Raw genomic sequence first — 24,356 nt, 5'->3', positions numbered from 1 at the left:
GCCTCACGGAAGACACGACGCCTCCCACAACACGCCAGGCCCGAATTGGTTACCGCTCGTTAGCTGGCTATGAGGCGATATTGATCACGAGGCGGCCGCGCACCTTGCCGGCAAGAAGGTCGGACGTCGCCTGCTCAATATCGGAAAATGCGATCTCGTGCGTGATGGAAGCGAGCTTGCTGCGGTCGAGATCGCTCGCAATCCGCTGCCAAGCAAGTTCGCGGATCGATTTCGGAGCCATCACCGAATCGATGCCGAGAAGTGAGACGCCGCGCAGGATGAACGGTGCGACGGAGGCCGGGAGATCCATGCCGCCGGCAAGTCCGCAGCAGGCGACGGCGCCGCCGTACTTCGTCTGGGCGAGCACATTGGCGAGCGTGACGGAGCCGACAGCATCGACACCACCTGCCCAGCGCTCCTTGCCGAGCGGTTTTCCGGGTTCAGAAAGCTCCTTGCGGTCGATGATCTCGGAGGCTCCGAGGCTTTTGAGATAGTCAGCCTCTTCGCTGCGCCCGGTCGAGGCGATCACGTGATAGCCGAGCTTGCCGAGAATGGCGGTGGCGACAGAGCCGACGCCGCCTGTGGCGCCGGTGACCACTACGGGTCCGCGGTCCGGCGTGATCTGGTGGCGTTCAAGGGCAATGACGCACAGCATAGCCGTATAGCCGGCCGTGCCGACCGACATCGCCTCCGCTGCCGAGAGCGTTTCGGGCTGTCGGATCAGCCAATCGGCCTTCACCCGCGCCATGCCGGCGTAGGCGCCGTAATGCGTTTCGCCGAGGCCGAAACCGTTCAGGATAACCTTGTCGCCAGGCTTGAAGACACCGGTGTCGCAGGAGACGACCTCGCCCGCCAGATCGATGCCCGGGATCATCGGCCAGCGCCGAATGACCGGCCCCTTGCCGGTGACCGCGAGCGCATCCTTATAATTCACCGTCGAATGCGTCACGCGAACGATCGTGTCGCCATCCATAAGGTCGTCGGTCGTCAGATCGGCATGCGATAGAGACTGCTTCTTGTCCTCGTCCCGATCTATCAGGATGGCTTTGAAGGTTTCGGCCATGGGGATCTCCGTGTTGTCGCGGTCACGTTGCGCAGATGACGCCGACGCGCAAGGGGACAAGAGGGAGCCAGGGCTTCGCTGTCCGATCGGCTCTCCGTCACGATGCGAAACGCAGCTCGGCCGCCTGTTCTCGGATCGGCCAGTGGACGGCTGCGGCGAACAGTCCGAGGATTACGCCAAGCCACCAGACTTCGTCATAGGAGCCGGTCTTGTCGTAGAGATAACCTCCGAGCCAGACGCCGAGGAACGAGCCGATCTGGTGGGACAGGAAGACGATCCCGCCCAAAAAACCGAGATGGCGCGTGCCGAACATGATGGCGACGAGCGCATTGGTCGGCGGCACCGTCGACAGCCACAAGAGCCCCATCACGACGGAGAAGATGACCACCGAAGCGGGGCTGGGCGGTGCAAACAGAAAGATCGTTACGGCGAGTGAGCGCGCGAGATAGATCAGCGCGAGAAAGATCGGCTTTGAATAGCGCTCGCTGATGGCGCCTGACGCGATCGAGCCGATGATGTTGAAGAAGCCTATCAGACTGATCGCGATCACCGCCCAGCGCGGAGACAGGCCGAGATCGGCGATATAGGCGGGAAAATGCGCGGTGATGAAGGCGACCTGGAAGCCGCAGACGAAGAAGCCGGTGAACAAAAGCACGAAGCTGCGATGGCGCAACGCCTGTGCAAGAGCTTCGGCGACGCTCTGTTCGGTCTCTCCTGGATTGAGTTGATGGCGTGGCTGGCCGCGCAGGGGGATCGCGGCGAGCGGAATGAGCGCCATCAGGATCGCGAGACCGATCAGGGCATCCGACCAGCCGAGTGCGTCGATCATTGCCTGCGAAATCGGTGCGAAGGCGAACATGCCGAACGAGCCCGCGGCGGTCGCCAGGCCGAAGACGAAGGAGCGCCGCTCCGGTGGCACGCGGCGGGCAAGAGCCGCCATGACGACGCCGAAGGAGCCGGCCGCCACGGCAAGACCGACGAGAACGCCGCCACCGACATGAAGCCAGAAAGGCGCCGGCGAGTAGGACATGATGACGAGGCCGGCAGCATAGAGGAGGGCACTCGCCACCAGCACGCGCGCCGTGCCGAAGCGGTCAGCGATGGCGCCGAAAAAAGGCTGGCCGAGGCCCCAGGCGATGTTTTGGATCGCCATGGCGAGGCCGAAGGTCGTGCGGTCCCAGCCCCTCTCTGTGAGGAGCGGGATCTGGAAGAAGCCCATGGCCGACCGGGGCCCAAAGGTGAGAAGGGCCACCGTGCAGCCGGCGATGATGATGGCCCATGGCAGCGCGGCATGTGTCGCGCCGGGAACTGAATTGCCAGAGCTGGCAGATTGACCGCGCATCGTCATGAGGCCTATCCCGCAAAGAGGGCGACGATAGCCTGAGACTTTCCGCCGCGGAAAACGAAAAGACCTTATCTTGCTTTTGAGAGATTCTGAACTGGAGCTGGGATGAACAAAGAGGATATCGCCAAGGCGCTGGCCGCGGCGCGGGTGTCGGGAGAATATGCGGCCGTCGACGTCACGGCCATCGATCAGGCCGAGGCGGCGGAAGACATCCTGGCGGCCGCGGTCGTGCTCTATGGCGGACGACGGATCGGCTACAAGATCGGTTCAACGAGCGAGGCGGCGCAAAAGGCGACTGGTGCGCCAGGCCCATGGTTTGCGCCCATGGTGGAGAGCGATCTCAGCCGCGATGGCACCACCCTTGTGTGGAAAAAGCACTATCGTGGCGTCGAATGCGAATTCGCCTTCCGCATCGGCGAGACCTATCCGATGTTTGACACGAAGCCCAATCCGGCGAGCCTGCGCCAGGCGGTCACGGCCTGTCACCTCGCTTTGGAGGTCGCGGGCCGCCGCACCGAAGGCGAGGGACTCACACGCTATCCGGCGGTTCTCGCAGATTTCGGCGCCCATTGTGCCTTCGTCTTAGGCCCTCAGGTCAAGAACTGGGACAGTCAGGATCTGGCGGAGGTAGCCGTCTCGGGGCTTCGCGATGGTGTCGTCACGAATAAAGGTTCAGGTGCTGCCGTCATGGGCGGGCCGCTCAACTCGCTTCTCTGGCTGACCGAAAGGCTCGCAGAGCAAGGGCTGCAGCTCCAGGAAGGCGATTGGGTGCTGACCGGAACGACGATGGGCATCGTGGTGCCGGAACCCGGCTCGACGGTGACGGGCGATTTCGGCGAGCTCGGCAAGGTGAGCGTGAACTTCGCTCGCGAGAGCTGACCCGAACAAGCCTCATCCGGAGAGCGAGGCCTTCGAATTGGGATGGCTCTGTCGCGCTGGCGGCAGGGCCGTCCGAAGGACTTTCAGAAAAAACGTAGGAGCGTGGAACGAATGCGGTGTCGCCGCGTTCACGAGTTGGATCAGCTCCAGCCGCCGCCATAGGTCCGGTAGAAGATGTGGCGGCCGATCCTGTCTGTGCGCTTCATGCTGCTTGCCCAGCGGGGGCGGACATAGGTGGCGTGGTAGTGGGTCGAATCGCCCACTTCCTCAAGCCATGCTTTCCCCTCGGTCACATCGAGTGCGACCTGTTTTGCGCGCTCATATGCCGAGGGTGATCGGATTCGGTCACGAATCCCGTCGCAGGCAAAGGAGAACTGGCAGCGATTGCGCCAGTTTTTGTTCTGGTAGACCACGCCGCAGATCGTATCCGGATAGGCGGGGTTCTTGACGCGATTGAGAATGACCTGGGCGACGGCGATCTGACCGAGCTTGCTTTCGCCGCGAGCTTCGAAATAAACGCCGCGCGAGAGGCAGGCCTGTTCCTTTTCGCTTTTGACGCTCTCAGGGAGCGTATTGAGCATCCAGGCATGCTCCGGCTTGGTGCGGTGGCGACCGCGCATCCAATCCCAGAGAGAGGGCGTCTCCTCCGGCTTCACGCGCGGTGTGCCGAGATCGCCAAGAAGTTGACCCGTCGTTGGGGCGGAGCCGATGACGGCGTCGAACGGCGCGTCGAGGCCGTCTCCGGTCGGTGCATAAGCGACCAGTGCTGCGTCGGCGGGGATGCTGTCCCTGCGGGCGAGCATGATGCCGTTGTCGTGCGTGGTCGCTTCGTGCTTCTGCATGAAATGGGAATAAGCGACCATCAACCCCGCCATGTCCTCATCGGAAGGATTGGCGAATGCGACTTTCGGCAGATCCTGGCCGTCGCGCGACGAGAAGATGTCGTCCATGTTCCAGAGCTGGCCGGCGGCCGGCAGCTTGTCGGATTTGCGCGCAACCGGCGAGCGCGTCATCAGGAGGTCGCCCTTGCGGTCGCGATTGACCGTTTCGGTGGTCAGCGGACCTTCCGGGCTCGGAACGGCCACTTCGGCTCCTTCGCCAAGTGCCGGCACGGGAATGGTGCGGGCATCGCCCATACCGGAGCCCGGTGTCAGGGAAGCGTTCTGAATATTGCCAACGGACATCGCCTCAAGACGGGTCTGCCAGCGCTGGTCGGGCAGATCGCCCGAAATCATGGCTGCAGCATCCTGATAGGCAATTGGCGATGTCGCAGCGACCAGGGCGCCCAGACCGAGCAATCCCGCTGTCGATGCGGAACGCCAAGTCCTTCCTACGCCGCGCCATACTGCCATGAAGAAACCTCTTTGCCGGGCACAAGCGCTTTCGCCGCGCGAATCGCTCGCGTTCCGCTCCCGTCCTCACGAACGAGAAAAACAAATCGCGGTTTACAACCGGTTAATCGGGTCGCTCGACTTGGCCAACCGACCCGTCTTGCCCGACGGTCCCCCCTTTGCCCCAGAGGTCCGTCCGAAGAGCCTGCCGTATCGCGGCGGAATGGGGCAAGAAGTTGACAATTCCTTGCCCCAGCCTTGCAGGCGGAAAGAAGATTCAGCCTGTTGCTTTTTTGCCAAGGGCAGCCTGGGCGGCCGCAAGACGCGCAACCGGGACGCGATAGGGAGAGCACGACACGTAGTCGAGGCCGGTTTCTTCGCAGAAGCGGATCGAGGCGGGATCGCCGCCGTGCTCGCCACAAATGCCGAGTTTGAGGTCCGGCTTCGTTACGCGTCCTTCCTTGACGGCGAGAGCAATCAGCGCCCCGACGCCCTCGGTATCGAGGGTGATGAACGGATCCTTCTCGATCAGTCCGATCTCCTGATAATGGCCGAGGAAGGAGGCCGCATCGTCACGCGAGATACCGTAGGTCGTCTGCGTCAGATCATTGGTACCAAAGGAGAAGAATTGGGCGCTTTGAGCGATCTCCCGCGCCCGAATGGCGGCGCGCGGCAGCTCGATCATGGTGCCCACCGTATAGGTGATCTTGATCTCGCTTGCGGCGTTCACCTCTTCTGCGGTGCGGTCGATGACTTCCTTCACCTTGTCGAGTTCTGCCAGCATGCCGACGAGCGGCACCATGATCTCCGGGATCACAGGTTCGCCGGTCTGATGAGCTGCATCGCGAGCCGCCTCCAGAATGGCGCGGGTCTGCATCTCGGTGATTTCCGGATGCAGGAGCAGAAGCCGGCAGCCGCGGCTGCCCAACATCGGATTGGCTTCCGTCAGCTCGATGATGCGTTCGCGCAGGCGTGACGGCTCAGTGCCGATCGCCGCCGCAACCTCTTCGATCTCCTTTTCGCCCTTGGGCAGGAATTCGTGCAGCGGTGGATCGAGGAGCCGGATGGTCACCGGCAGCCCGCGCATCGTCTTGAAGAGCTCGAAGAAATCGTGGCGCTGCAGCGGCAGAAGCTTGGCAAGCGCGGCGCGTCGCGCTTCCCTGTCTTCCGCAACGATCATCTCCCGCATGGCGATGATCCGGTCGTCCTGGAAGAAGGTATGCTCGGTGCGGCACAGGCCGATGCCCTCAGCTCCGAAATCGCGTGCCGCTCTTGCATCTTCCGGCGTTTCGGCATTGGCCCGCACGCCGAGACGGCGTGCCTGGTCGGCCCATTTCATCAAGGTGGCGAAGTCGCCCGACACTTCCGGCTGCAGCATCGCGACGGCACCCTCCATCACCTCGCCGGTGGAGCCGTCGATGGTGATGATGTCGCCTTCCTTATAGGCCTTGCCGAGCACCATCATGGTGCCCGCCTTGTGGTCGATCTTGAGCGATCCGGCGCCGCAGACGCAGGGCTTGCCCATGCCGCGGGCGACGACGGCCGCATGGCTCGTCATGCCGCCGCGCGAGGTCAGGATGCCGCGCGAGGACACCATGCCCTGAATGTCTTCCGGGCTTGTTTCCATGCGCACCAGGATGACCTGATGGCCTTCCTTGGTGAGAAGGTCGGCCTTGTCCGGCGTGAACACGATTTCGCCGCTGGCCGCCCCCGGCGAGGCGGGCAGGCCGCGCGCGATGACGTTGCGTTCCGCCTTGGGATCGAGCGTGGGATGCAGGAGCTGGTCGAGCGACGTCGGCTCGATGCGCATCACCGCCTCTTCCTGGGTGATCAGGCCTTCCTCGGCCATGCCGGTCGCGATCTTGAGGGCGGCATGGGTGGTGCGTTTGCCGTTGCGGGTCTGCAGCATCCACAAGGTCCCGCGTTCAATCGTGAACTCCATGTCCTGCATGTCGCGGTAATGGCGTTCCAGACGATCCGCGTGTGCGCAGAATTCCTTGAAGGAGTCCGGCATCAACGTTTCGAGAGACGGGGCGTCGCTGCCGGCCTGAACTCGGGCCTTTTCCGTCAGATATTGGGGTGTGCGGATACCGGCGACGACATCTTCGCCCTGCGCGTTGACGAGGAATTCGCCATAGAGCGCCTTCTCGCCCGTCGAGGGATCGCGTGTGAACGCCACGCCCGTCGCCGAGGTGTCGCCCATATTGCCGAAGACCATGGCCTGCACGTTGACGGCGGTGCCCCAGCTCTCCGGGATATCGTGCAGTTTGCGATAGGTGATGGCGCGGTTGTTCATCCAGGAGGAGAATACGGCGCTGATGGCGCCCCACAGCTGGTCTTGCGGATCCTGCGGGAAGGGACCCTCGTTGACCTCGATGACGAGTGCCTTGAAGCGCTCGATCACCACCTGCCAGTCTTCTGCGGAAAGCTGCGTGTCAGTCTCGAAGCCGCGCGCCTCGCGCTCCTGCTCGAGTATCGCCTCGAAATCATGATGTTCGACGCCGAGAACGACATCGGAGTACATCTGAATGAAGCGGCGGTAGGAATCGTAGGCGAAACGCGGATCGGCACTTTCGGCGAGCGCCAGGACGCTCTCGTCGTTGAGGCCGAGATTGAGGACTGTATCCATCATTCCCGGCATGGAGCTGCGCGCACCCGAACGCACTGACAGAAGCAGCGGCATCGGCGCGCCACCGAGCGTTTTGCCCTGCAGCTTTTCGAGTTTCGTCAGCGCCTCCGCCACCTGCTCGCGCAGGCCCTCCGGCATCTGCCGGCCATTGGCGTAGAACCAGTTGCAGGCTTCCGTGGAGATGGTGAAGCCCGGCGGCACAGGCAGGCCGAGATTGGCCATTTCTGCAAGATTGGCGCCTTTGCCACCGAGAAGATTGCGCATGTCGCGCGAGCCCTCAGCGCTTCCGCCGCCGAAGGAATATACCCACTTCGTCATCGTGCCTCCGGAAACCTGGTCGATTTACACGTTGTCCCAAACCGGCTGTAAAACGTTCAGCCGGTCGGCACAACGTGGGCTTCGGGACATCTGCTACGCGAAGAACGCTTCATTCCCTTAGGGAAGAAGCCGCACGACAGGACGATTTCTTCAGGTTATCAAGTGCTTTAGAGCGCAATATCGAGGCCGAGATCCAGTATCGGAGCCGAATGCGTGATAAATCCGGTTGAGATATAGTCGACACCGGTCTCCGCGATTGCCGCGACGGTGGCGAGCGTGATGCCGCCGGAGGCCTCCAAAGTGGCGCGGCCACGCGTCATCGCCACCGCTTCGCGAAGGGTTGGCGGCCCCATATTGTCGAGGAGAATGACGTCGGGCCCTTCTTCCAGAGCCTCCGCAAGCTGTTTGAGCGTGTCGACTTCGACCTCGATTCTGACCAGATGCCCGGCAAATTCCTTGGCGCTTCGAATGGCTTCTCTGACGCCGCCAGCGACCGCGATGTGGTTGTCCTTGATCAGGATCGCGTCGTCGAGACCATAGCGGTGGTTTGAGCCGCCGCCGCAGCGCACCGCGTATTTTTGGAGCGCGCGCAGACCCGGATGGGTTTTGCGGGTGCAGGTGATCCGTGCCTTCGTATGAGCGATGGCGGCCGCAAATTCGGCTGTCGCGGTCGCAACGCCGGAAAGATGGCAGAGGAAATTGAGCGCCGTGCGCTCCGCGGAGAGGAGGGCGCGGGCGTTCGCAGAGATCTCCGCGATGACGGCACCGGCTTCAAGCCTGTCGCCATCGGCCGCATGCGGCTGAAACTGTGCGTCCGGGTCCATCAGGAGGACGGCCTTGCGGGCGAGAGCGAGGCCGGCGAGCGTACCGGTGGAGCGAGTTCCGACAGTGGCCGCCGCCCGGCGGTCGGCCGGGATCGTTGCCTGCGACGTGATGTCACCCGCACGCCCGAGATCTTCTTCAAGCGCAGCGCGCACGGCTTTCTCGACAATAAGGTCCGGCAGCTCAGGCGATGTCGGCATGAGGGGAATTCTCCTGGAAAGCGGTGACGGCGCCCTTGGCGATCGCATCGGCCTTGGCGAGTGTGAGAAAGCGCCGGTGTGCTTCTTCGGGTTGTGGATAAGGGAAGTCGGAGCGGAAATGCGCGCCGCGGCTTTCCTCGCGGCGAAGGGCGGCCACGGCGATGAGTTTGGCCGCCGTCAACGAGTTGAGGAGGCTCGGATGCTTGGCCGTCGCCCGGATCGTTTCCATTTCGGCAAGTGCGGCTTCAATCCCCTCACGGCTGCGCACCACGCCGACAGCGGCGTCCATGAGCCGGCGCAGTCGCTCAAGCAGCGCGTCTTCGTTCGGAAGTCCGGCGCTCGTATCGGCCGTCGATTCGTCCGACCAGCGCACCATGCGGTGATTGGGCAAAAGTCCCTGCACATCTTCGGCGATGCGGGCCGCAAAGACGACGGCTTCCAGAAGCGAGTTGGAGGCAAGCCGGTTGGCACCATGTGCGCCGGTGGAGGAAACCTCGCCGCAGGCCCACAAACCGTCGAGGGAGCTGCGGCCCAGCCCATCCACATGTATGCCGCCCATATGGTAATGCGCGGCCGGCGCGATTGGGATCGGCGTCACGCGCGGATCGATCCCGGCCTCCATGCAGGCGCCAAAGACGGTCGGGAAGCGTTCGGGAAATTCCGCTCCCACGGCCTCGCGGCAATCGAGGAAAGCACCGCGCCCGGAATGGCGCGCCTGGTGCACGCCGCGGGCCACGATATCGCGCGGCGCAAGCTCGCCCGCCTCGTGGATATCGAACATGAAGCGGTGGCCGTTGCGGTCGACGATGGCCGCACCTTCGCCCCGAAGCGCTTCCGTGGCGAGCGGGGCCGGATCGCGACCGACATCGACGGCGGTCGGGTGGAACTGCACGAATTCCGCATCTGCCACGAGCGCGCCCGCCCGGGCGGCCATGCCGAGGCCTTCGCCGCGCGCCTCCTGGGGATTGGTGGTGACGGAGTAGAGATGCCCGATGCCACCGGAAGCGAGCACGATGGCACGCGTCGGCAACAGCATGCGCGCCGAAAGCCCGCCGCGCCGGTCGCGGGCGATGAGCCCGGTGACGTAGGAGCCTTCCGCCTTCAGGCTTTCGGCGACGAAGCCTTCCAGGACGCGGATCGAGGAGGTTTCGCGCACCGCTTTGATGAGCGCCTGCATGATGGCCGCGCCCGCGCTGTCGCCGCCGACCCTGACTACGCGGCGATGCGAATGCGCCGCCTCGCGGGAGAGCGTGAGCTTGCCCTCGAGGTCGCGGTCGAAGGGTACGCCATAGGACAGAAGGTCGTGGATGCGGGCGGCGGCCTCTTCCGCCATGCCGCGGGCGATGGCACCTTCGACAAGGCCCGCGCCGGCCGCGATCGTGTCCGCCACATGGTTTTCGACCGTGTCGCCCGGATCCATGGCGGCAGCGATGCCGCCCTGCGCCCAACCGGAGGATGAGCCTTCACCGATCGGCGCCGCCGTGATGATGGTGACGGGGCGCGGTGCGAGTTTCAGCGCGCAGAAAAGACCGGCGAGGCCGCCGCCGACGATGACGACGTCGTCGATGCCGGCCCAGGATTGCGGCGGGAAGGGGTGCGGGGAAAGGTTCACTTCAGGAAAGCCGCTTCGACATCGGCAGCGCCTGGGGGCCGTCGATAGCCTTTGCCTGTTCGCCCTCATACGTCCAGCCGGCCGAGCGATAGAAACGGTGCGCCGTCGCTGTACTCGTCAGACGCGCCTCGACGATTCCTTGTTTGCGCATTTCCCTCTCCATATGGGCAAGCATGGCTTTGCTCGCGCCGGAAAAGCGCGCCGCGGGTCTCACGTAATTGAGGAGGATCTCGGCGCCTCTGAAGGCACCGACGCAGACGATCTCGCCATCCTCTTCGGCCACAAGCAGTGTCGAGGCGGGATCTTTGATCCATTCCTCCACGGTTCCGGGCGCCTTGTTGGCCGTCCAACGTTTGATGTTGGCGGGGATGCCGCCGTGATCGGCTCCGCAGAGCCCGATGATGGATGCGATCAAGACGTCGCTCACCGCCTCTGCATCGCAGGGCTCTGCCCTTCTGATGCGCATGCCGAAGCCCTCACGGCAGAACTCAGCTCTTCAAATTGATCATGCGCTCCACCGAGCGGCGCGCCCGTGCCGCCATCACCGGATCTAGGACGACCTCCTCGCTCATATAGACGAGGGTATCGAGGATCTTCGGCAGCTGGATGCGCTTCATATGCGGGCAAAGATTGCACGGGCGTACGAATTCCACTCCCGGCGCCTCGCTCGCGACATTGTCGGCCATGGAGCATTCGGTCACCATCAGCACCTTGCCGGGGTTTTCCTTCTGCACCCAGCCGATCATCTTGGCCGTCGAACCGGTGAAATCGGCTTCGGCCAGAACGTCGGGCGGACATTCCGGATGCGCGATGATGCGGATCGACGGATCGGCCTCGCGGTAGGCGCGCAGCTCGTCGCCGGTGAAGCGCTCATGCACCTCGCAGGCCCCGTTCCAGGTGATGATCTTCACATCCGTCTGTGATGCGACCCATGCGGCGAGATACTGGTCGGGCAGCATGATCACCTCTTTGGCGCCGAGGCTTTCCACGACTTCGAGCGCGTTGGAGGAGGTGCAGCAGATGTCGACCTCCGCCTTCACGTCGGCGGTCGTGTTGACGTAGGCGACGACTGGTACGCCCGGATGCGCCTCGCGCAGAAGCCGCACATCTTCGCCGGTGATGGAGGCGGCGAGCGAGCAGCCGGCGTGGCTGTCGGGAATGAGCACCGTCTTTTCCGGGCATAGGATCTTCGAAGTTTCCGCCATGAAGTGCACGCCGCACTGAACGATGATCTCCGCCTCGGATTTCGCCGCCTCCTGCGCGAGCTGCAGGGAATCGCCGACGATGTCCGCAACGCCGTGATAGATCTCCGGCGTCTGGTAATTGTGGGCGAGGATGATGGCTCCGCGCTCCGCCTTCAGGCGGTTGATGTGGTAGACGTAAGGCGCGTGCACCGGCCATTCGATCGCCGGGATGACATGGCGAACCTTCTCGTAAATCGGCGCCGTCGCTTCCGCGATCTCCGGCGTATAGGCGAGATCCGGGTAAGGCTTCACGCCGTAACGATCGGCCGCCGTGTCGAGGGAAACATTCCCGCCCGTGCCGATTGCGGCCGCTGCGCTGGAACCCTGAACCATACTCGCCCCTCCCGTTTATATATTTATGCTCAGTTTGAGCATAAGATGGGCCAAACAAAAACCGGCAGTGCCGGATGCGACTCAGATAGGGGCGAAATCAACGCCGTGCAAGACGGTTGACGCAACGTCGTCATGCACAAAGTGCGCGGCTCGGCGGCCGCGATCCCCCGAAAGGCGCGAGAAACCGCCGTTTCCTGCCCATTGAGACGCGGCCATTTCCAAGGCCGCCATTCTTATCCCCGCCTCTCAAACCTCCCGCACACTTCGCGCCGTCGATGAAGTGCGGTGAGGGATTATGCTTCAGGTTGAGCGGGCGCTGCCTGAATTCAAGGCGAACCACTACGCAGCCCGGCTGCAGCTCCAGGCGCTCAAGACTGCGCACTCCGTCCGTCGGGAGAATTTCACCAAGAGCTTTGCCGAACCGGCTGCCGCACGGCAGCGCTTTGCGGCGCGCCTCAATGCCGAGATTCACCGCAACGCCGCCATGCTGCGGGCCGCCTTCGCGCGTGCCGACGCCGAGACGCGGCCCGGCGCCCGTCGCACGCAAGGCCGCATCGACCTGCCGGATGTCAGCTGGCTCAAGGACGAGACGCTCGCCGAATGGGATCGCCGTCAGAAGGCCGCCGAGCGCCGGCTGGGCAGCGCGCCAGAGCGGCGTCAGGCCGTTCTTGCGCGCGTCGAAGACACGTTGTTTCGCCGCTTTGCCGGCCGCCTCAACGAGGTGCAGCAGCATGGCCTGGGCATCGATCGCTATGTCTGGCGCTCGCGCGACGATGCCCGCGTCCGGCCCGCACATGCCGAGAACGACGACAAGGTCTTCTTCTGGGAGGAGCCGCCGGAGGAGGGTCATCCGGGCGTGGCCTACAATTGCCGCTGCTGGGCCGAACCGGTCATCGAGCCGATTGCCGATGATGCCGCGCCGCCCGACACCGGCCTGCGCTACCGCCTCAGCCTTGCCGCCGCTGCGGTCGCCGGAGTCGTCGAAGCCGTCCGCGATGCCGTCCTCGACAGCGTTCGCTCGGTCGGCGAAGCCGTCGAAGAGGTGCCGGCGGCGCGCCGGCTGGTCTTTCTGCTACGCCGTGAGGCACGGGGCGAGCTTTCCGATGCTGAGCGTGCCGAGCTCGAAGGCGTGCGCGACGCCGCCCGTGCCAGGGCAGAGACCTTCTTTCGTGACGCTCCGGAGCTCGCAAAGGCGCTCGGCGCCTATCTGCTTGCCCTGCAGAAACGCCCGGGTCTTCTCGAGGACGCCTACCGCCAGGGTCTCGCCACCCGCGAGGAGGTCGAGGCGGCCTATCGCGAGCGCGCCTATGTCGACACGCTCGTCCTTCTCAACGTGCCGCCGCCGTTCCTCGCGCTGCGTGCCGGCAAGCTCGTGGGCCTGCGCAATCTGGCTGGCGATGCGAAGGTGTTGGCTGAGGCAATCACGCGGGAAGCCGCTCGCCTTCGCCGCCTCCTTGGCCATGTCGGTCACAACATCGTCGACAATCCGGGCATCGTCTGGGGCCGCGGCATCAAGGAGCAGGGAATTCCCTGGGAGGACGCGCTGGAAGCGACCGGCCAGTTCGGCCAGCGTTTGCCGCAAAACTTCAAGACGATCGATTTTTACGATCCAGTGAAGCGGACAGCGACAAGCGCAAAAACGCTTTATACGCGGGCAGCTGGCTACGTCGAAGATCCTGAGAAGATATACCGCGCACTGCAGCGTTATGTCGATCGTCTGGAATCATTCGATGGCGATCGAAAGAAGGGACTAAGTGTGAAATCTTCAGAAATCGAAGTAAAAAGGATCGAGCTGGCTGTGCCGATGAATACGTCAAGACAGCAAATTGTTCAGATCAGGCGCGCTGTGAGATATGCTGAGCAACATGGCGTGCAACTCAGGGTGACTTTTATCAATGAGCCATGAACGAGCCGTCGCGCAGCTTCGAGCCCGCTTCTCCCGCGATAGGGAGCCTGAGCCTCCGCCACCGAAGCCTCGTAAGCAGGCAACCGTGGAAGCATACCGGGCTTTCACGAGAATCTACTCCCATGCGGTCTATGGCGCAGCCTACCCTGACCCGGCCGGCTACGACCAGATTCATACGGCACGAATGCCCGATAGCGATCTTGGTTACGAAGCGCGGTCTGCCCTGCGTGCAAGTCGTTTCGTTGCGCCAGAGCACCCCGACTGGGACAGTGTAATCCGCATCCCCACAGACGATGAGCTCAGAGAAGAAGAAGAGCGCGACAAAAAACGCGCCGGAGTCCGGAGCCTTCGTGCCCTTTATGCGGGCGCCGGGTCGGTTAGCTTGCGGCTGCGAGACGGCGAGATCACGATCGACGCTGAACGATATCGTGGACACGGCCATTGGGAAGGCATCCCCGGCATCAAGCCGACCATCCTCCCCGAAAGTGTCTCCGACGAGGAACTCGGCGCCGCGATCAATGCGGCGCTGGAGGTGAGCCGCAATGCGTGAGGGGGCCGGGGGGCGGCCTGAGCGGCCGCTCGCAGTGGTGTTGAAGCTTTCCTGCGGCGGGCGAGGGCGCTTCTGGTGATGTACCGAGCCGCGCGCGGCGGCGCTGCGGCCGCCGCCATGTCTTTCGTTCTGCCTGGCGCCCTCAGCCGCCGATCTTGGAAAAATCGGCGACGCCGTGCATCGCCTCGCGGATGCGGTTGAGGAGCGTCAGCCGGTTTTCGCGCAGCTGCGCATCATCCGCATTGACCGTCACATGGTCGAAGAAGGCGTCGACGGCCGGGCGGAGCTCGGCGAGCGAACCCATCGCGCCTGAAAAATCCTCAAGCTTCAGGTGCTTTTCGACATGCACCTCGACGCTCTCGATGACGGCGAGAAGCTCGCGCTCGGCCGCTTCGCCCTTCTCGTGAATGAGGGCGTGGTCGGGCTCGCCCGTGTAGCTCTTGCCGTCCTTCTTCTCCTCCGCACGCAGAATGTTGGCGGCGCGGCGGTAGGAGGTGAGGAGGTTCTGGCCGTCGTCGGAGGCGAGAAGCCCGGCAAGCGCCTCCACGCGACGCACGATCATGAGAAGATCGTCCTGCCCGGGCAGCGCGAAGACGGCATCGATCAGATCGTGGCGAGCACCCTGATCGCGCAGATGCACTTTGAGGCGGTCGGCGAAGAAGGCGAGGAGATCGGCAGATGTCGTCTCGTCCAGGCGCTTGGAGAAGAGCGGCAGAAGCGGCAGCCTGACCCCGTTTTCAAGCACGATGCGGATGACGCCGAGGGCGGCACGACGGAGCGCGAACGGGTCCTTCGAGCCGGTCGGCTTTTCGTCGATCGCCCAGAAGCCGGTCAGCGTGTCGAGCTTGTCGGCGAGTGCCACCGCCATGGCGACAGGTTCTGTGGGAACGGCATCGCCTGGGCCCTGCGGCTTGTAATGGTCGCGGATCGCATCGGCGACATTGGCAGCCTCGCCCTGCGCCTTGGCGTAATAGCGGCCCATGACGCCTTGAAGCTCCGGGAATTCGCCGACCATGCCGGTCGGCAGATCCGCTTTGGCGAGCTTTGCAGCGCGTTCGGCTTCCCCGGCCTTGGCGTTGACCACCGGGGCGAGCGCGCCGGCGAGCGTTGCGATCCGGGCGACGCGCTCCGCCTGCGTGCCGAGCTTGTCGTGGAAGGTGACGGCCTCGAGTTTTGCCCCCCATTCGCCGAGCGGCGTGGCGAGATCCTGCTCGTAGAAGAAACGGGCATCCGACAGGCGGGCAGCGATGACGCGCTCGTTGCCGGCAATGATCTCCTTGCCGCCGTCGCGCGCCTCGATGTTGGACACGAGCAGGAAGCGGTTGGTGAGCGCGCCGTCCGCTCCGCGCAGCACGAAACACTTCTGGTTCTGGCGGATGGTGAGGCGGATGACCTCTTCGGGGATCTCCAGAAAGGCCTCGTCGAAGCGCCCCATCAAAACGACGGGCCATTCCACAAGACCTGCCGTCTCGTCGATGAGCCCGGCATCTTCCACCACCTCGAAGCCTTGCGCGAAGGCGAGGTTCTTGGCTTCCGTGGCGATGATGTTGCGGCGCCGTTCCGGGTCGAGGACGACTTTGGCGGCCTCAAGCTTCGGCACGTAATCGTCGAAGCGACGTACGCGGATTGCATCCGGCGCCATGAAGCGGTGGCCATAGGTGACGTTGCCGGCTTCGATATCGCCGACCTTGAAGGAGACGATTTCGGGGTCTTCCGTCTCCGGGCCGAACATGCACAGGATCGAGCGCAAGGGCCTCACCCAGCGCAGCGAGCCGGTGCCGAGCGCGTCGGCGTCCGCAAAGCGGGAATCTTTCGGGGCGGAGGCCGCGCCCCAGCGCATCGATTTCGGCCAGGGGAAGTTGCGGATCACCTGCGGCAGGAGCTCCGCCACGATCTCTTCGGCGGCCCGGCCGGGCTTTTCGATGACGGCGACATAGAAATCGCCCTTCTTCGGGTCACTCTCGATCTTTGCGTCGTCGATCGAGGCGAGACCGGCAGAGCGCAGGAAGCCTTGAAGCGCCTTTTCCGGTGCGCCGACGCGCGGACCTTTGCGCTCTTCCTTCACGTCGGCGGAACGCGCCGTCACACCGTGAACGGTGAGCGCCAGGCGGCGCGGCGTGGCGAAACCCTTGGCGCCCTCATAGGTGAGGCCGGCCTCGACGAGACCGTCGGTCACGAGGCGTTTCAGATCCTCGGCGGCGCGTGCCTGCATGCGCGCGGGAATTTCTTCAGAAAAGAGTTCGATGAGAAGGTCGGGCATGGGATCGGATCAATGGTCATCGCCCGCCGCCGGGGTCGCCGGGGCGGGCTCAGCGGCGTCGTGCGGCCGCGAGGAGAAACTGAAATCGACGGCTTCCAGATATTGCGGCAGATCCGTGTCGGTCGCCTGGAAGACAACACGCATGATCATGTTGTAGCCGCTGACATATTCCTTCATCCGTTCCAGCATGCGCTGCATGGCGAAATCGTCGAGCGGGACGACGAGACGGCTCATCTTGTCGCGCAGCCGCAGTTCCAGCCGCTGGTTTGCGTCGCGCTTGACGATGGCGAGACGCGCCGGCCGCTTAACGAGCGGTTCGTCGCCGATGCGGTAGGCGATCTCGCCCAGCGCGTAAGCCGCCTCGCTCTCCATGCGGCCGGAGCGGTTGAAGCGAAAGGTCGCCGTCCAGCTGTCGGAGGAGAAAATCATCGGCACCCGCGTTGGAGCGGCCACCTCTGTCTTGCGCGGTTCGGTCTCGGTTTCAGCCATCTCAGGCGCCTCCGGCCTCGGTCATCAACCAGGCCTCGCCGCAAGCGATGGCGAGAGAGCGGACCCTCAAGATGTAGTTCTGCCGCTCCGTCGGCGAGATCACGCCGCGCGCATCGAGAAGATTGAAGACGTGGCTTGCCTTGATGCACTGGTCATAGGCGGGAAGCACCATGCGGTGCGGACCGCCGTTGCGTGCCGCTTCGTCCCGTCCGGCGGCAAGAAGCGCTTCGCATTCGCCCTCAGCATCCTGGAAATGGCGCAAAAGCTTGCCGGTATCGGCATGCTCGAAATTGTGCCGCGAATATTCCTGCTCCGCCTGCAGAAAGACGTCGCCATAGGAGACGCGCTCCGCGCCTTCGCGGCCGTTGAAATTGAGGTCGTAGACGTTGTCGACGCCCTGCACATACATGGCGAGACGCTCAAGCCCGTAGGTGAGTTCGCCGGAGACGGGGGCGCAATCGACGCCGCACACCTGCTGAAAATAGGTGAATTGCGAGACTTCCATGCCGTCGCACCAGCATTCCCAGCCGAGCCCCCAGGCGCCGAGCGTCGGGCTCTCCCAGTCGTCTTCCACGAAACGGATGTCGTGCACGGAAGCGTCGATGCCGATCGCCTCGAGCGAGCCGAGGTAAAGCGCCTGCAGATCGGGCGGCGACGGCTTCAGGATCACCTGGTACTGGTAATAATGCTGCAGCCGGTTCGGGTTTTTGCCATAGCGTCCATCGGTCGGACGCCGTGACGGCTGCACATAGGCAGCCTTCCACGGCCGCGGGCCGAGCGATCGCAGGGTCGTGGCCGGGTGGAAGGTGCCAGCCCCCACCTCCATGTCGTATGGCTGCAGAATGACACAGCCCTTGTCGGCCCAGTAACGCTGCAACGTCAGGATCAAGCCCTGAAAAGAGCGCGTCGGGCTCATATGCGCGGGAACCGCTTCGTTCATCACCGGTAGCTCTTGGAAATAGTGGCCGTTGCCTGCCACGGGGAGGGCGAGGGGTCAAGCTAACCAAACGCCTGGGTGCACTCGAGCACACCGTTTCGGAGAAGGCGAATGCGGCCCTCAGCGCGCGAGAGTTGCGCGCACCCACCATTGCGGATGTCTGCTGGCAAGCGTCTCTGCGGCGGTGCCGGCCGCATCGAGCGTCTCGTAAACCGCAAAACAGGCCGAGCCTGAGCCCGACATGCGGGCAAGGTGACAGGGCGTCTTTGCCAAAGCGTCGAGGACCTCGCCGATCGCCGGCTCGAGCGCAATGGCCGGTGCTTCGAGGTCGTTTGTCGTGGTCTTCAAGAAATCCGCGACCGTGCGCGCATCGCGCATCTTGTCCGGTACGTCGGGGAGTGCTCGCCCAGGCGGGCGGCCGAGCGTGTGGAACACTTTGCCAGTCGAAACCACCCGTGCAGGCCAGACGAGCACCAGCGGCAGAGCGGGCAGCGAGGGCAGAAGCGCAATTTCTTCACCGATGCCCCGTGCTCGCAGAGCTCTGCCGAAAAGACCCATCGGCACGTCCGCGCCAAGCTTTGCTCCGAGCGCGACGAGCTCATCCATCGACATCCCGACCCCCCAAAGCTCGGCGAGAGCGAGGAGCGTGGTCGAGGCATCGGAAGAACCGCCCCCGAGCCCGGCGCCAGCGGGGATCTCTTTGGTTACGGCAATCTGCGCGCCCGTCTTGACGCCTGAGGCCTGCTTCAGCGCTTCGGCGGCACGCAGGATGAGGTTGTCCGCTCCATTCGGGACGATTTCCGCAAACCTGCCGCTCACATTGAGTGCGAACTCCTCGGCGGGTGCGAAGCTCAACTCGTCGCCGAGATCGGCAAAGACGGCGAGCGTGTCGAGGAGGTGATAGCCGTCGTCCCGCCGTCCGGTCACATGGAGAGCGAGATTGATCTTGGCAGGTGCCGTGCGCACGAGGGCGGGGAGGAGGTTTTCGTTCAAAGCTTGTCAGATGTAGCAGCGTGCCGGTGGGCGCTCCAGCGTCGGTCATGAGGCAGAAGAGCGCGATCGTTCATCGGCCGTGCGGGCAGCGTCGGCGGATTCGGGGTTTCGGCCTTTCGGCCATCGCCGCCAAGAGAGGCCTCCGATCCAAACGAAGCTCTCAGCGCGCCCCTGAAGCCTGATCGGCAGGACCGCTGAAGGAGATCGGCTCGGCCGCTTTTGTCCGGCTGGAATCCTGTTCTGCCTCGGGCGTCGGCGTGATGCGCGGGGCACTTTCCACCAGGCGCTCGGCCGCGATCTTGCGGTTGATCACCTCGAGCTCGGGGAGTTTCGCGCCGAGATCGCGCGCATGGCGCCACTGAAACTGCGCTTCGAGCTTGCGGCCGACCTTCCAATAGGCGTCGCCCAGATGGTCGTTGAGAACTGGGTCCGCCGTCTCCAGGGAAACCGCGCGTTCGAGTTCTTCAACGGCGTCTTCGTAGCGCCCGAGTCGGTAATAGGCCCAGCCGAGACTGTCGACGATGAAACCGTCATTGGGCCGAAGATCGACGGCCTTTTGGATCATGTCCAGCGCTTCGTCGAGATGCACGCCCTGATCGACCCAGGAATAGCCGAGATAATTGAGAACGAGCGGCTGGTCCGGAAACAGCTCGAGAGCTTTCTTGAAATCCGCTTCCGCTTTTGGCCATTGCTTCGCCCGCTCGTAGGCGACACCCCGGAAATAAAACAGGGTCCAGTTGCCGCGTGCCGGAGCGTCCAGATGCTCGATCGCACGGCTGTAGATATCGGCGGCTTCCTCGTACTTTTCCTTGGCGCGCTGCATATTGCCATAGGCGATGTAGGCGGCGAGGTCGTCGGGATTTTTGCGGATCGCTTCCTCAAACGCCTTCTTTGCTTCGTCGATGCGATCCTGCTGCGCGAGAACGACGGCGGCTCGCAGAATGCCGACCGGGCGGAAAGGCGATTGCGCCGGGATCTGCTCCAGCACCTGGATCGCCTGGTCGCCGAGACCGTTGCTATCCAGGATATCGCCGAGAGACAGGGCTGCGAGGCCGCCGCCGCTGTCGGGGTCGATATAGAGAGCGAGACGCAGATAGACGGCGGCAAGTTCAAAGCCGCCCTCCTGGCCGAGAGCGGTCCCAAGGCCAGAGAAAGCTTCAGCCGCGCCCTCGACGGGCGTGTTCACCGCCTGCGTGACGGGCTTGCCGGATTCGATGTCGGCCATCGTGTCGATGGCGAGCGGGTTGCGCGGGGCGCGGTCGAGATACTCTTGCAGGATCTCTTTGGCTTTGTCCTTGTCGCCGGCGCGCGCCAGTTCGCGTGCATAGGCTTCCACGACGCGAACGGAATTGCCGTCCTGCTCGTAGGCCTTCGCAAAACGAGCAAGGGAATCTTCGGTGTTGCCGGCGACGTCGGCCATCAGGCCGGCATGGATGAGCTTGAACGGCTCGTACCAGCTTTCGCCTTCCAAGCCGTCGACGAGGGCGATCGCCTCATCCGTTTTGCCTTGGCCCGTCAATGCCCAGGCTTTCAGGAGTGTCGCCGTCAGTGCAGCGAGCGCGCCCTGATCGTTGCCCTGAAGCGTCTTGATCGAGGCTGCGAACTTTTTCTGCTTGAGAAGATCCGCCGTGACGATGAAGCTCGCGATCTGACTGTCGGGCGCTTTCTTGACGAGGATCTTCGCCATGGGCAGAGCCGCCTTCAGATCCCCCTCGGCCGTCGTCAGGACGACGGCGCGCTCCAGCCAAGCCGCATTGCTCGGGTCCGCTTCATAGGCCTGCTGGTAGAACTCCGCGCCGCGCGTGACGTCCTTGGTTTCGTCGGCCACCCGCGCGGCGAGAAATATCCCGGCAAGGCTCGTGAGCTCGAGCGTATCGTCGTCGCTCTTGGCCGCTGCCATGGCTGGGGTCGCGAAGGCCGCGGCCAGCAGACAGGCCGCAACGAAAGGCCGCAAAGCTGGCACGGTCCGGAAAGATTTCATGCGGGATCTCCAGTTGGGGTCCACGGTCAAACGTTTGGCTATTGCCGGCCCCATTAAATAGGTACCGGCAGCCTTGCCGGTACCCTGCCTTGCCCCCGCACTCGCAGAATTCCCTGTCTGAGACTCAATGAACGCGCGCCACGCAAAATTCAACAGCTTCCAGGAGAGCTGCCTTTTCCGGGCTCTCCGGAGCCGGGGCGAGAGCGTCGCGTGCCATGGCACCGTAATGTTTGGCGCGATCGACCGTGTCGGCGAGCGCCGAGGTCTCGGCGAGACGCGACATGGCACCTGCCAGAGCCTCGTCGTCGGTCTGGCCTTCCACGAGCGTGCGGCGCCAGAATTCGCGGTCCTCCGGCGTGCCACGGCGATAGGCGAGCACGACCGGGAGAGTGAGTTTGCCCTCGCGGAAATCGTCGCCGACATTCTTGCCGAGCGCCGGTGTCGCGCCGCCGTAATCGAGCGCGTCGTCGATGAGCTGGAAGGCGATGCCGAGATTGGCGCCGAACGAACGGAAGGCGGCGCGGGTGGCGCGGTCGGCACCGGCGACGATCGGGCCGACTTCAGCCGCGGCCTGGAAGAGGGCCGCCGTCTTGCCGCGGATTACCTCAAGATATTCGTCTTCCGTCGTTTCCGTGTTCTTGGCCGTGCCGAGCTGCATCACTTCGCCTTCGGCGATCGTGGCGGATGCCTCCGAGAGCACGCGCAACGCATCGAGCGAGCCGACATCGACCATCATCTTGAAGGCCTGGCCGAGCAAGAAATCTCCGACGAGAACGGTTTCCTTGTTGCCCCACAGAAGACGCGCCGTGCGCTTGCCGCGGCGGGTGTTGCTTTCGTCGACGACGTCGTCGTGGAACAGCGTCGCCGTGTGCATGAATTCGACGGCGGCGGCGAGGCGGACATGGCCGTCTCCCTCATAGCCGAGCGCCCGCGCGCAGGCGACGGTCAGCATCGGCCGCATGCGCTTGCCGCCCGAATCGACCAGATAGCGCGCCACCTCCGGTATCAGCGTGACTTGCGATCCGGTCCGCTCTAGGATCAGCCGATTGACCGCATCCATGCCGTCTTGCGTGCATTCCACAAGCGGTTCAAGCGAAGCTGCGCCTGCTTTCCGCTCTCCGAGCGAGAGGATAACGCCCAATTGACAACTCCTTGCTGTTTCAAAGGGTAGAACGGATAAGCCGCCGCGCAAAGGGACAGATTGCACGCGCCCTACAAGGCTGACGGAATCCAGGCAACTGCCCCCTTTTACGCATGCCCCCTAATGACCCGCCCCTATATGACCGGAGCGTGACTGGATGGAAGAGCTTATCCGCACCAACGACCTCGCGCTGATCTCTTTTGTGGAGGCGCTTTTGCGTGATGCCGACATACGTTACTCCGTCGTCGACGCCAATATGAGCATCATGGAAGGCTCGCTCGGCATATTGCCGCGACGCGTTCTCGTGGAAGCCGCGCGGCACGCCGAAGCGGAGGGCATCCTGCACGACGCAGGCCTCGCCGAGGAGTTTTCTCTCGGCTCAAGGAAAGCCTCCGAGTGATGGTTGCAGAGGAGGTGAGGGTGCAGAGTCACGGCTTCCTCGGCGGCCGTGTCGCGCTCCTGAGACCTGTGAGCGGCCATCGCCCCGGCCTGGACGCCGCCCTGCTGCAAGCCGCGGTATCCCCCGGGCGCAAGGGCTTTTGCGTCGAGTTCGGATGCGGCACGGGCGCCGTCGCTTTGTCGGTCGCCGTGCGTGCGCCGGGGCTGCGCGTCCTCGGTGTCGATCTTGATGAGGAAGCGCTCCATCAGGCGCGGGGGGCGCTGTCTCTTCCGGAGAACCGGTCCTTTGCCGATCGCGTCGCGTTCCGCGAAGCCGATGTGACCGATGCGGCATTGTCCGAGCATCTCGGCGTGGGAGAGCAGGCGGAGCTCGTCCTCATGAACCCGCCATTTTATGCCGCAGGCGACGTGAGCGCCTCGCCGGATGCACGCCGACGGTCGGCCCATCAGGCTGAGGAGGATCCGTTGCCGCGCTGGATTGCCGCGGCTGCCGCGCTCCTCTCGCGAAAGGGTGGCATTGCGATCATCCACAGGGCCGATCGCCTTGCCGTGATTTTGCGGGAGCTTGAAGATCGCCGCTTCGGCAGCATCAAAATCCTGCCGTTTTATGCGCATGCCGGAGACGATGCGGGCCGCGTTGTCGTTTCCGCGCGTCTTGGCGGCCGCACGCCGATGCAGCTGCGTGCCGGCCTTGTCTTGCACGAGGGCGATGGGGCCTGGACCTCTGGAGCCGATGCAATTCTTCGCGGCGAAGCGGATTTCGGTCTGCTGTGAGGCGCTGAAGCGTCACGGCATCTGGCAAATTCTCTCGGCATGACCATCTTGCCGGGACGATCTTTGATGAATTTGAGAGTTTGGAAGACAGATGGCGAATTGGTTGCACAGTCTCCTGCCGGGCGTGTTCAAGGCTGAGCCCGTGGTTCCGGTCATCAGAATGTCGGGCACGATCGGTCGTGTCAGCCGCTTCCGGCCCGGGCTGACACTCGCCTCGGTGGCGGGACCCTTGAAGAAGGCCTTCGACAACAAGAAGGCAGAGGCCGTGGCGATCATCATCGATTCGCCGGGCGGTTCTCCGGTTCAATCGCATATGATCTACAAGCGCATCCGCGCGCTCGCCGAGGAAAAGCAAAAGCGGGTGTTCATCTTCGTGGAGGATGTCTGTGCCTCCGGCGGCTATATGATCGCCTGCGCCGGTGACGAGATCATCGTCGACCCGGCCTCTATCGTCGGCTCGATCGGTGTGGTCTCTGCGGGTTTCGGCTTCGTCGATGCGATCCACAAGCTCGGAATCGAGCGCCGCGTCTACACGTCGGGGGAATCGAAGGTGATCCTCGACCCGTTCCAGCGGGAAAAGCCGGAAGACGTGCGCCGTCTCAAAGTCATCCAGGAAGAGGTGCACGAGCTTTTCATCGATCTCGTCAAGAAGCGCCGCGGCAGCGTGCTCGCCGACGATCCCGAGATTTTTTCGGGGCTCTTCTGGTCCGGCAAGACGGCCGTCTCGCTGGGCTTGGCAGACCGTCTCGGCGATATGCGCCATGTGCTGCGTGAAAAATACGGAGACAAGGTGCGGCTGAAGCTCATCGGTGCGGAGAAGAGTTTCTTCGGCATGCGCCCGGGGCGCGTCGGCGCCGGCCTGGCCGCAGCGGCCGGCGAGGGCTTCCTCGATACGCTCGAAGAGCGTAGTCTCAGGCAGCGTTTCGGAGGTTAGAACGATGCCCCAGTTCATCGCTCTCGGATTGATCGCCGCTGGTGGCTATTATGCTTTCAAGGTTCTGAAACGGGAGATGGCGCGCGTCGATCGTGAAGTGCGCGCCGCCGAGAAGGTGCGCACCGACGACCGCGGCGAGCTTCTCGTGCGCGACCCGGAAACGGGCCATTATCGACCGCCCGAGGGGCGGTGAACGGCCATAAACGCGCCGGCAAA

General features: G+C 63.8%; 21 protein-coding genes. 7 read left to right on the top strand and 14 right to left on the bottom strand.

Annotation, left to right across the window (positions count from 1 at the left end):
- Nucleotides 1-67: 67 nt before the first annotated feature.
- Both acuI and J2R99_RS03125 read right to left on the bottom strand, forming a co-directional pair.
- Nucleotides 68-1,063 carry an acrylyl-CoA reductase (NADPH) gene (gene acuI, locus J2R99_RS03130; protein WP_307153029.1) on the bottom strand — a complete coding sequence of 332 codons (996 nt, stop codon included), beginning with the start codon at nucleotides 1,061-1,063 and terminating at the stop codon, nucleotides 68-70.
- Between the two features lie 97 nt (nucleotides 1,064-1,160).
- Nucleotides 1,161-2,411 (bottom strand): MFS transporter, encoded by a 1,251-nt coding sequence (locus tag J2R99_RS03125; RefSeq protein ID WP_442476013.1) that lies wholly within the window; start codon nucleotides 2,409-2,411, stop codon nucleotides 1,161-1,163.
- 102 nt (nucleotides 2,412-2,513) lie between these two features.
- On the opposite strand from J2R99_RS03125, the gene J2R99_RS03120 reads away from it, so the two are divergent.
- Nucleotides 2,514-3,287 carry a 2-keto-4-pentenoate hydratase gene (locus J2R99_RS03120; protein ID WP_307153028.1) on the top strand — a complete coding sequence of 258 codons (774 nt, stop codon included), beginning with the start codon at nucleotides 2,514-2,516 and terminating at the stop codon, nucleotides 3,285-3,287.
- 140 nt (nucleotides 3,288-3,427) lie between these two features.
- Here the strand turns inward: J2R99_RS03120 and J2R99_RS03115 are convergent, their stop codons facing one another.
- The 6 genes from J2R99_RS03115 to nadA all read right to left on the bottom strand — a co-directional run bounded on the left by J2R99_RS03115 (nucleotide 3,428) and on the right by nadA (nucleotide 11,776).
- Complete coding sequence (locus tag J2R99_RS03115; protein WP_307153027.1) at nucleotides 3,428-4,639, bottom strand: cell wall hydrolase; 1,212 nt, start codon at nucleotides 4,637-4,639, stop codon at nucleotides 3,428-3,430.
- A 256-nt stretch (nucleotides 4,640-4,895) separates the two neighbouring features.
- Nucleotides 4,896-7,565: a pyruvate, phosphate dikinase gene (ppdK, locus tag J2R99_RS03110; protein ID WP_307153026.1), complete on the bottom strand. Its 2,670-nt coding sequence runs from the start codon at nucleotides 7,563-7,565 to the stop codon at nucleotides 4,896-4,898.
- A 167-nt stretch (nucleotides 7,566-7,732) separates the two neighbouring features.
- Complete coding sequence (gene nadC, locus J2R99_RS03105) at nucleotides 7,733-8,587, bottom strand: carboxylating nicotinate-nucleotide diphosphorylase (protein ID WP_307153025.1); 855 nt, start codon at nucleotides 8,585-8,587, stop codon at nucleotides 7,733-7,735.
- Nucleotides 8,571-10,199 (bottom strand): L-aspartate oxidase, encoded by a 1,629-nt coding sequence (locus J2R99_RS03100; RefSeq protein ID WP_307153024.1) that lies wholly within the window; start codon nucleotides 10,197-10,199, stop codon nucleotides 8,571-8,573. Before J2R99_RS03100 ends, nadC begins: the two co-directional genes overlap by 17 nt.
- Before the next feature lies 1 nt (nucleotide 10,200).
- Nucleotides 10,201-10,665 (bottom strand): GNAT family N-acetyltransferase, encoded by a 465-nt coding sequence (locus J2R99_RS03095; protein WP_307153023.1) that lies wholly within the window; start codon nucleotides 10,663-10,665, stop codon nucleotides 10,201-10,203.
- A gap of 22 nt (nucleotides 10,666-10,687) precedes the next feature.
- Nucleotides 10,688-11,776 (bottom strand): quinolinate synthase NadA, encoded by a 1,089-nt coding sequence (gene nadA, locus J2R99_RS03090; RefSeq protein ID WP_307153022.1) that lies wholly within the window; start codon nucleotides 11,774-11,776, stop codon nucleotides 10,688-10,690.
- 295 nt (nucleotides 11,777-12,071) lie between these two features.
- Between nadA and J2R99_RS03085 the strand changes: the two genes are divergently transcribed.
- The gene (locus J2R99_RS03085; protein ID WP_307153021.1) at nucleotides 12,072-13,682 is read left to right on the top strand and encodes an endonuclease toxin domain-containing protein; all 1,611 of its coding nucleotides are present in this window, start codon (nucleotides 12,072-12,074) and stop codon (nucleotides 13,680-13,682) included.
- Nucleotides 13,683-13,767: 85 nt separating this feature from the next.
- A complete protein-coding gene (locus J2R99_RS03080) occupies nucleotides 13,768-14,232 on the top strand; it encodes a contact-dependent growth inhibition system immunity protein (RefSeq protein WP_307153020.1) in 465 nt (154 codons plus the stop codon).
- 142 nt (nucleotides 14,233-14,374) lie between these two features.
- On the opposite strand, the gene glyS is transcribed toward J2R99_RS03080, so the two are convergent.
- The 6 genes from glyS to J2R99_RS03050 form a co-directional block, all read right to left on the bottom strand.
- Entirely contained in the window at nucleotides 14,375-16,492 is a 2,118-nt protein-coding gene (glyS, locus tag J2R99_RS03075) for a glycine--tRNA ligase subunit beta (RefSeq protein ID WP_307153019.1), read from the bottom strand.
- Nucleotides 16,493-16,501: 9 nt separating this feature from the next.
- Complete coding sequence (locus tag J2R99_RS03070; RefSeq protein ID WP_307153018.1) at nucleotides 16,502-16,981, bottom strand: hypothetical protein; 480 nt, start codon at nucleotides 16,979-16,981, stop codon at nucleotides 16,502-16,504.
- A gap of 1 nt (nucleotide 16,982) precedes the next feature.
- Nucleotides 16,983-17,921 (bottom strand): glycine--tRNA ligase subunit alpha, encoded by a 939-nt coding sequence (locus J2R99_RS03065; RefSeq protein WP_092809197.1) that lies wholly within the window; start codon nucleotides 17,919-17,921, stop codon nucleotides 16,983-16,985.
- A gap of 117 nt (nucleotides 17,922-18,038) precedes the next feature.
- The gene (locus J2R99_RS03060; protein WP_307153017.1) at nucleotides 18,039-18,911 is read right to left on the bottom strand and encodes a 4-(cytidine 5'-diphospho)-2-C-methyl-D-erythritol kinase; all 873 of its coding nucleotides are present in this window, start codon (nucleotides 18,909-18,911) and stop codon (nucleotides 18,039-18,041) included.
- 160 nt (nucleotides 18,912-19,071) lie between these two features.
- The gene (locus J2R99_RS03055) at nucleotides 19,072-20,892 is read right to left on the bottom strand and encodes a tetratricopeptide repeat protein (RefSeq protein WP_307153016.1); all 1,821 of its coding nucleotides are present in this window, start codon (nucleotides 20,890-20,892) and stop codon (nucleotides 19,072-19,074) included.
- A 124-nt stretch (nucleotides 20,893-21,016) separates the two neighbouring features.
- Nucleotides 21,017-22,033: a polyprenyl synthetase family protein gene (locus tag J2R99_RS03050; RefSeq protein ID WP_307153015.1), complete on the bottom strand. Its 1,017-nt coding sequence runs from the start codon at nucleotides 22,031-22,033 to the stop codon at nucleotides 21,017-21,019.
- 157 nt (nucleotides 22,034-22,190) lie between these two features.
- Between J2R99_RS03050 and J2R99_RS03045 the strand changes: the two genes are divergently transcribed.
- The 4 genes from J2R99_RS03045 to J2R99_RS03030 all read left to right on the top strand — a co-directional run bounded on the left by J2R99_RS03045 (nucleotide 22,191) and on the right by J2R99_RS03030 (nucleotide 24,333).
- On the top strand, nucleotides 22,191-22,433 hold the full coding sequence (locus J2R99_RS03045; protein ID WP_307153014.1) for a putative signal transducing protein: 243 nt from the start codon (nucleotides 22,191-22,193) through the stop codon (nucleotides 22,431-22,433).
- A complete protein-coding gene (locus tag J2R99_RS03040) occupies nucleotides 22,433-23,206 on the top strand; it encodes a tRNA1(Val) (adenine(37)-N6)-methyltransferase (RefSeq protein WP_307154123.1) in 774 nt (257 codons plus the stop codon). Before J2R99_RS03045 ends, J2R99_RS03040 begins: the two co-directional genes overlap by 1 nt.
- 91 nt (nucleotides 23,207-23,297) lie before the next feature.
- On the top strand, nucleotides 23,298-24,140 hold the full coding sequence (locus J2R99_RS03035) for a S49 family peptidase (RefSeq protein ID WP_307153013.1): 843 nt from the start codon (nucleotides 23,298-23,300) through the stop codon (nucleotides 24,138-24,140).
- A gap of 4 nt (nucleotides 24,141-24,144) precedes the next feature.
- Nucleotides 24,145-24,333: a hypothetical protein gene (locus J2R99_RS03030; protein ID WP_307153012.1), complete on the top strand. Its 189-nt coding sequence runs from the start codon at nucleotides 24,145-24,147 to the stop codon at nucleotides 24,331-24,333.
- Nucleotides 24,334-24,356: the final 23 nt, after the last annotated feature.

The organism is Rhodopseudomonas julia, assembly GCF_030813515.1.
GTDB lineage: Bacteria > Pseudomonadota > Alphaproteobacteria > Rhizobiales > Afifellaceae > Afifella > Afifella julia.
This window is presented reverse-complemented; position numbering and strand designations above follow the sequence as displayed.

Excerpts from the sequence above, each read along its gene's own strand:
- ppdK (WP_307153026.1), bottom strand. The coding sequence starts at position 7,565 with ATGACGAAGTGGGTATATTCCTTCGGCGGCGGAAGCGCTGAGGGCTCG.
- J2R99_RS03120 (WP_307153028.1), top strand. The coding sequence starts at position 2,514 with ATGAACAAAGAGGATATCGCCAAGGCGCTGGCCGCGGCGCGGGTGTCG.
- J2R99_RS03085 (WP_307153021.1), top strand. The coding sequence starts at position 12,072 with ATGCTTCAGGTTGAGCGGGCGCTGCCTGAATTCAAGGCGAACCACTAC.
- acuI (WP_307153029.1), bottom strand. The coding sequence starts at position 1,063 with ATGGCCGAAACCTTCAAAGCCATCCTGATAGATCGGGACGAGGACAAG.
- J2R99_RS03045 (WP_307153014.1), top strand. The coding sequence starts at position 22,191 with ATGGAAGAGCTTATCCGCACCAACGACCTCGCGCTGATCTCTTTTGTG.
- nadA (WP_307153022.1), bottom strand. The coding sequence starts at position 11,776 with ATGGTTCAGGGTTCCAGCGCAGCGGCCGCAATCGGCACGGGCGGGAAT.
- J2R99_RS03055 (WP_307153016.1), bottom strand. The coding sequence starts at position 20,892 with ATGAAATCTTTCCGGACCGTGCCAGCTTTGCGGCCTTTCGTTGCGGCC.
- J2R99_RS03115 (WP_307153027.1), bottom strand. The coding sequence starts at position 4,639 with ATGGCAGTATGGCGCGGCGTAGGAAGGACTTGGCGTTCCGCATCGACA.
- J2R99_RS03095 (WP_307153023.1), bottom strand. The coding sequence starts at position 10,665 with ATGCGCATCAGAAGGGCAGAGCCCTGCGATGCAGAGGCGGTGAGCGAC.
- J2R99_RS03040 (WP_307154123.1), top strand. The coding sequence starts at position 22,433 with ATGGTTGCAGAGGAGGTGAGGGTGCAGAGTCACGGCTTCCTCGGCGGC.
- J2R99_RS03030 (WP_307153012.1), top strand. The coding sequence starts at position 24,145 with ATGCCCCAGTTCATCGCTCTCGGATTGATCGCCGCTGGTGGCTATTAT.
- nadC (WP_307153025.1), bottom strand. The coding sequence starts at position 8,587 with ATGCCGACATCGCCTGAGCTGCCGGACCTTATTGTCGAGAAAGCCGTG.
- J2R99_RS03065 (WP_092809197.1), bottom strand. The coding sequence starts at position 17,921 with ATGAACGAAGCGGTTCCCGCGCATATGAGCCCGACGCGCTCTTTTCAG.
- J2R99_RS03035 (WP_307153013.1), top strand. The coding sequence starts at position 23,298 with ATGGCGAATTGGTTGCACAGTCTCCTGCCGGGCGTGTTCAAGGCTGAG.
- J2R99_RS03125 (WP_442476013.1), bottom strand. The coding sequence starts at position 2,411 with ATGACGATGCGCGGTCAATCTGCCAGCTCTGGCAATTCAGTTCCCGGC.
- J2R99_RS03070 (WP_307153018.1), bottom strand. The coding sequence starts at position 16,981 with ATGGCTGAAACCGAGACCGAACCGCGCAAGACAGAGGTGGCCGCTCCA.
- glyS (WP_307153019.1), bottom strand. The coding sequence starts at position 16,492 with ATGCCCGACCTTCTCATCGAACTCTTTTCTGAAGAAATTCCCGCGCGC.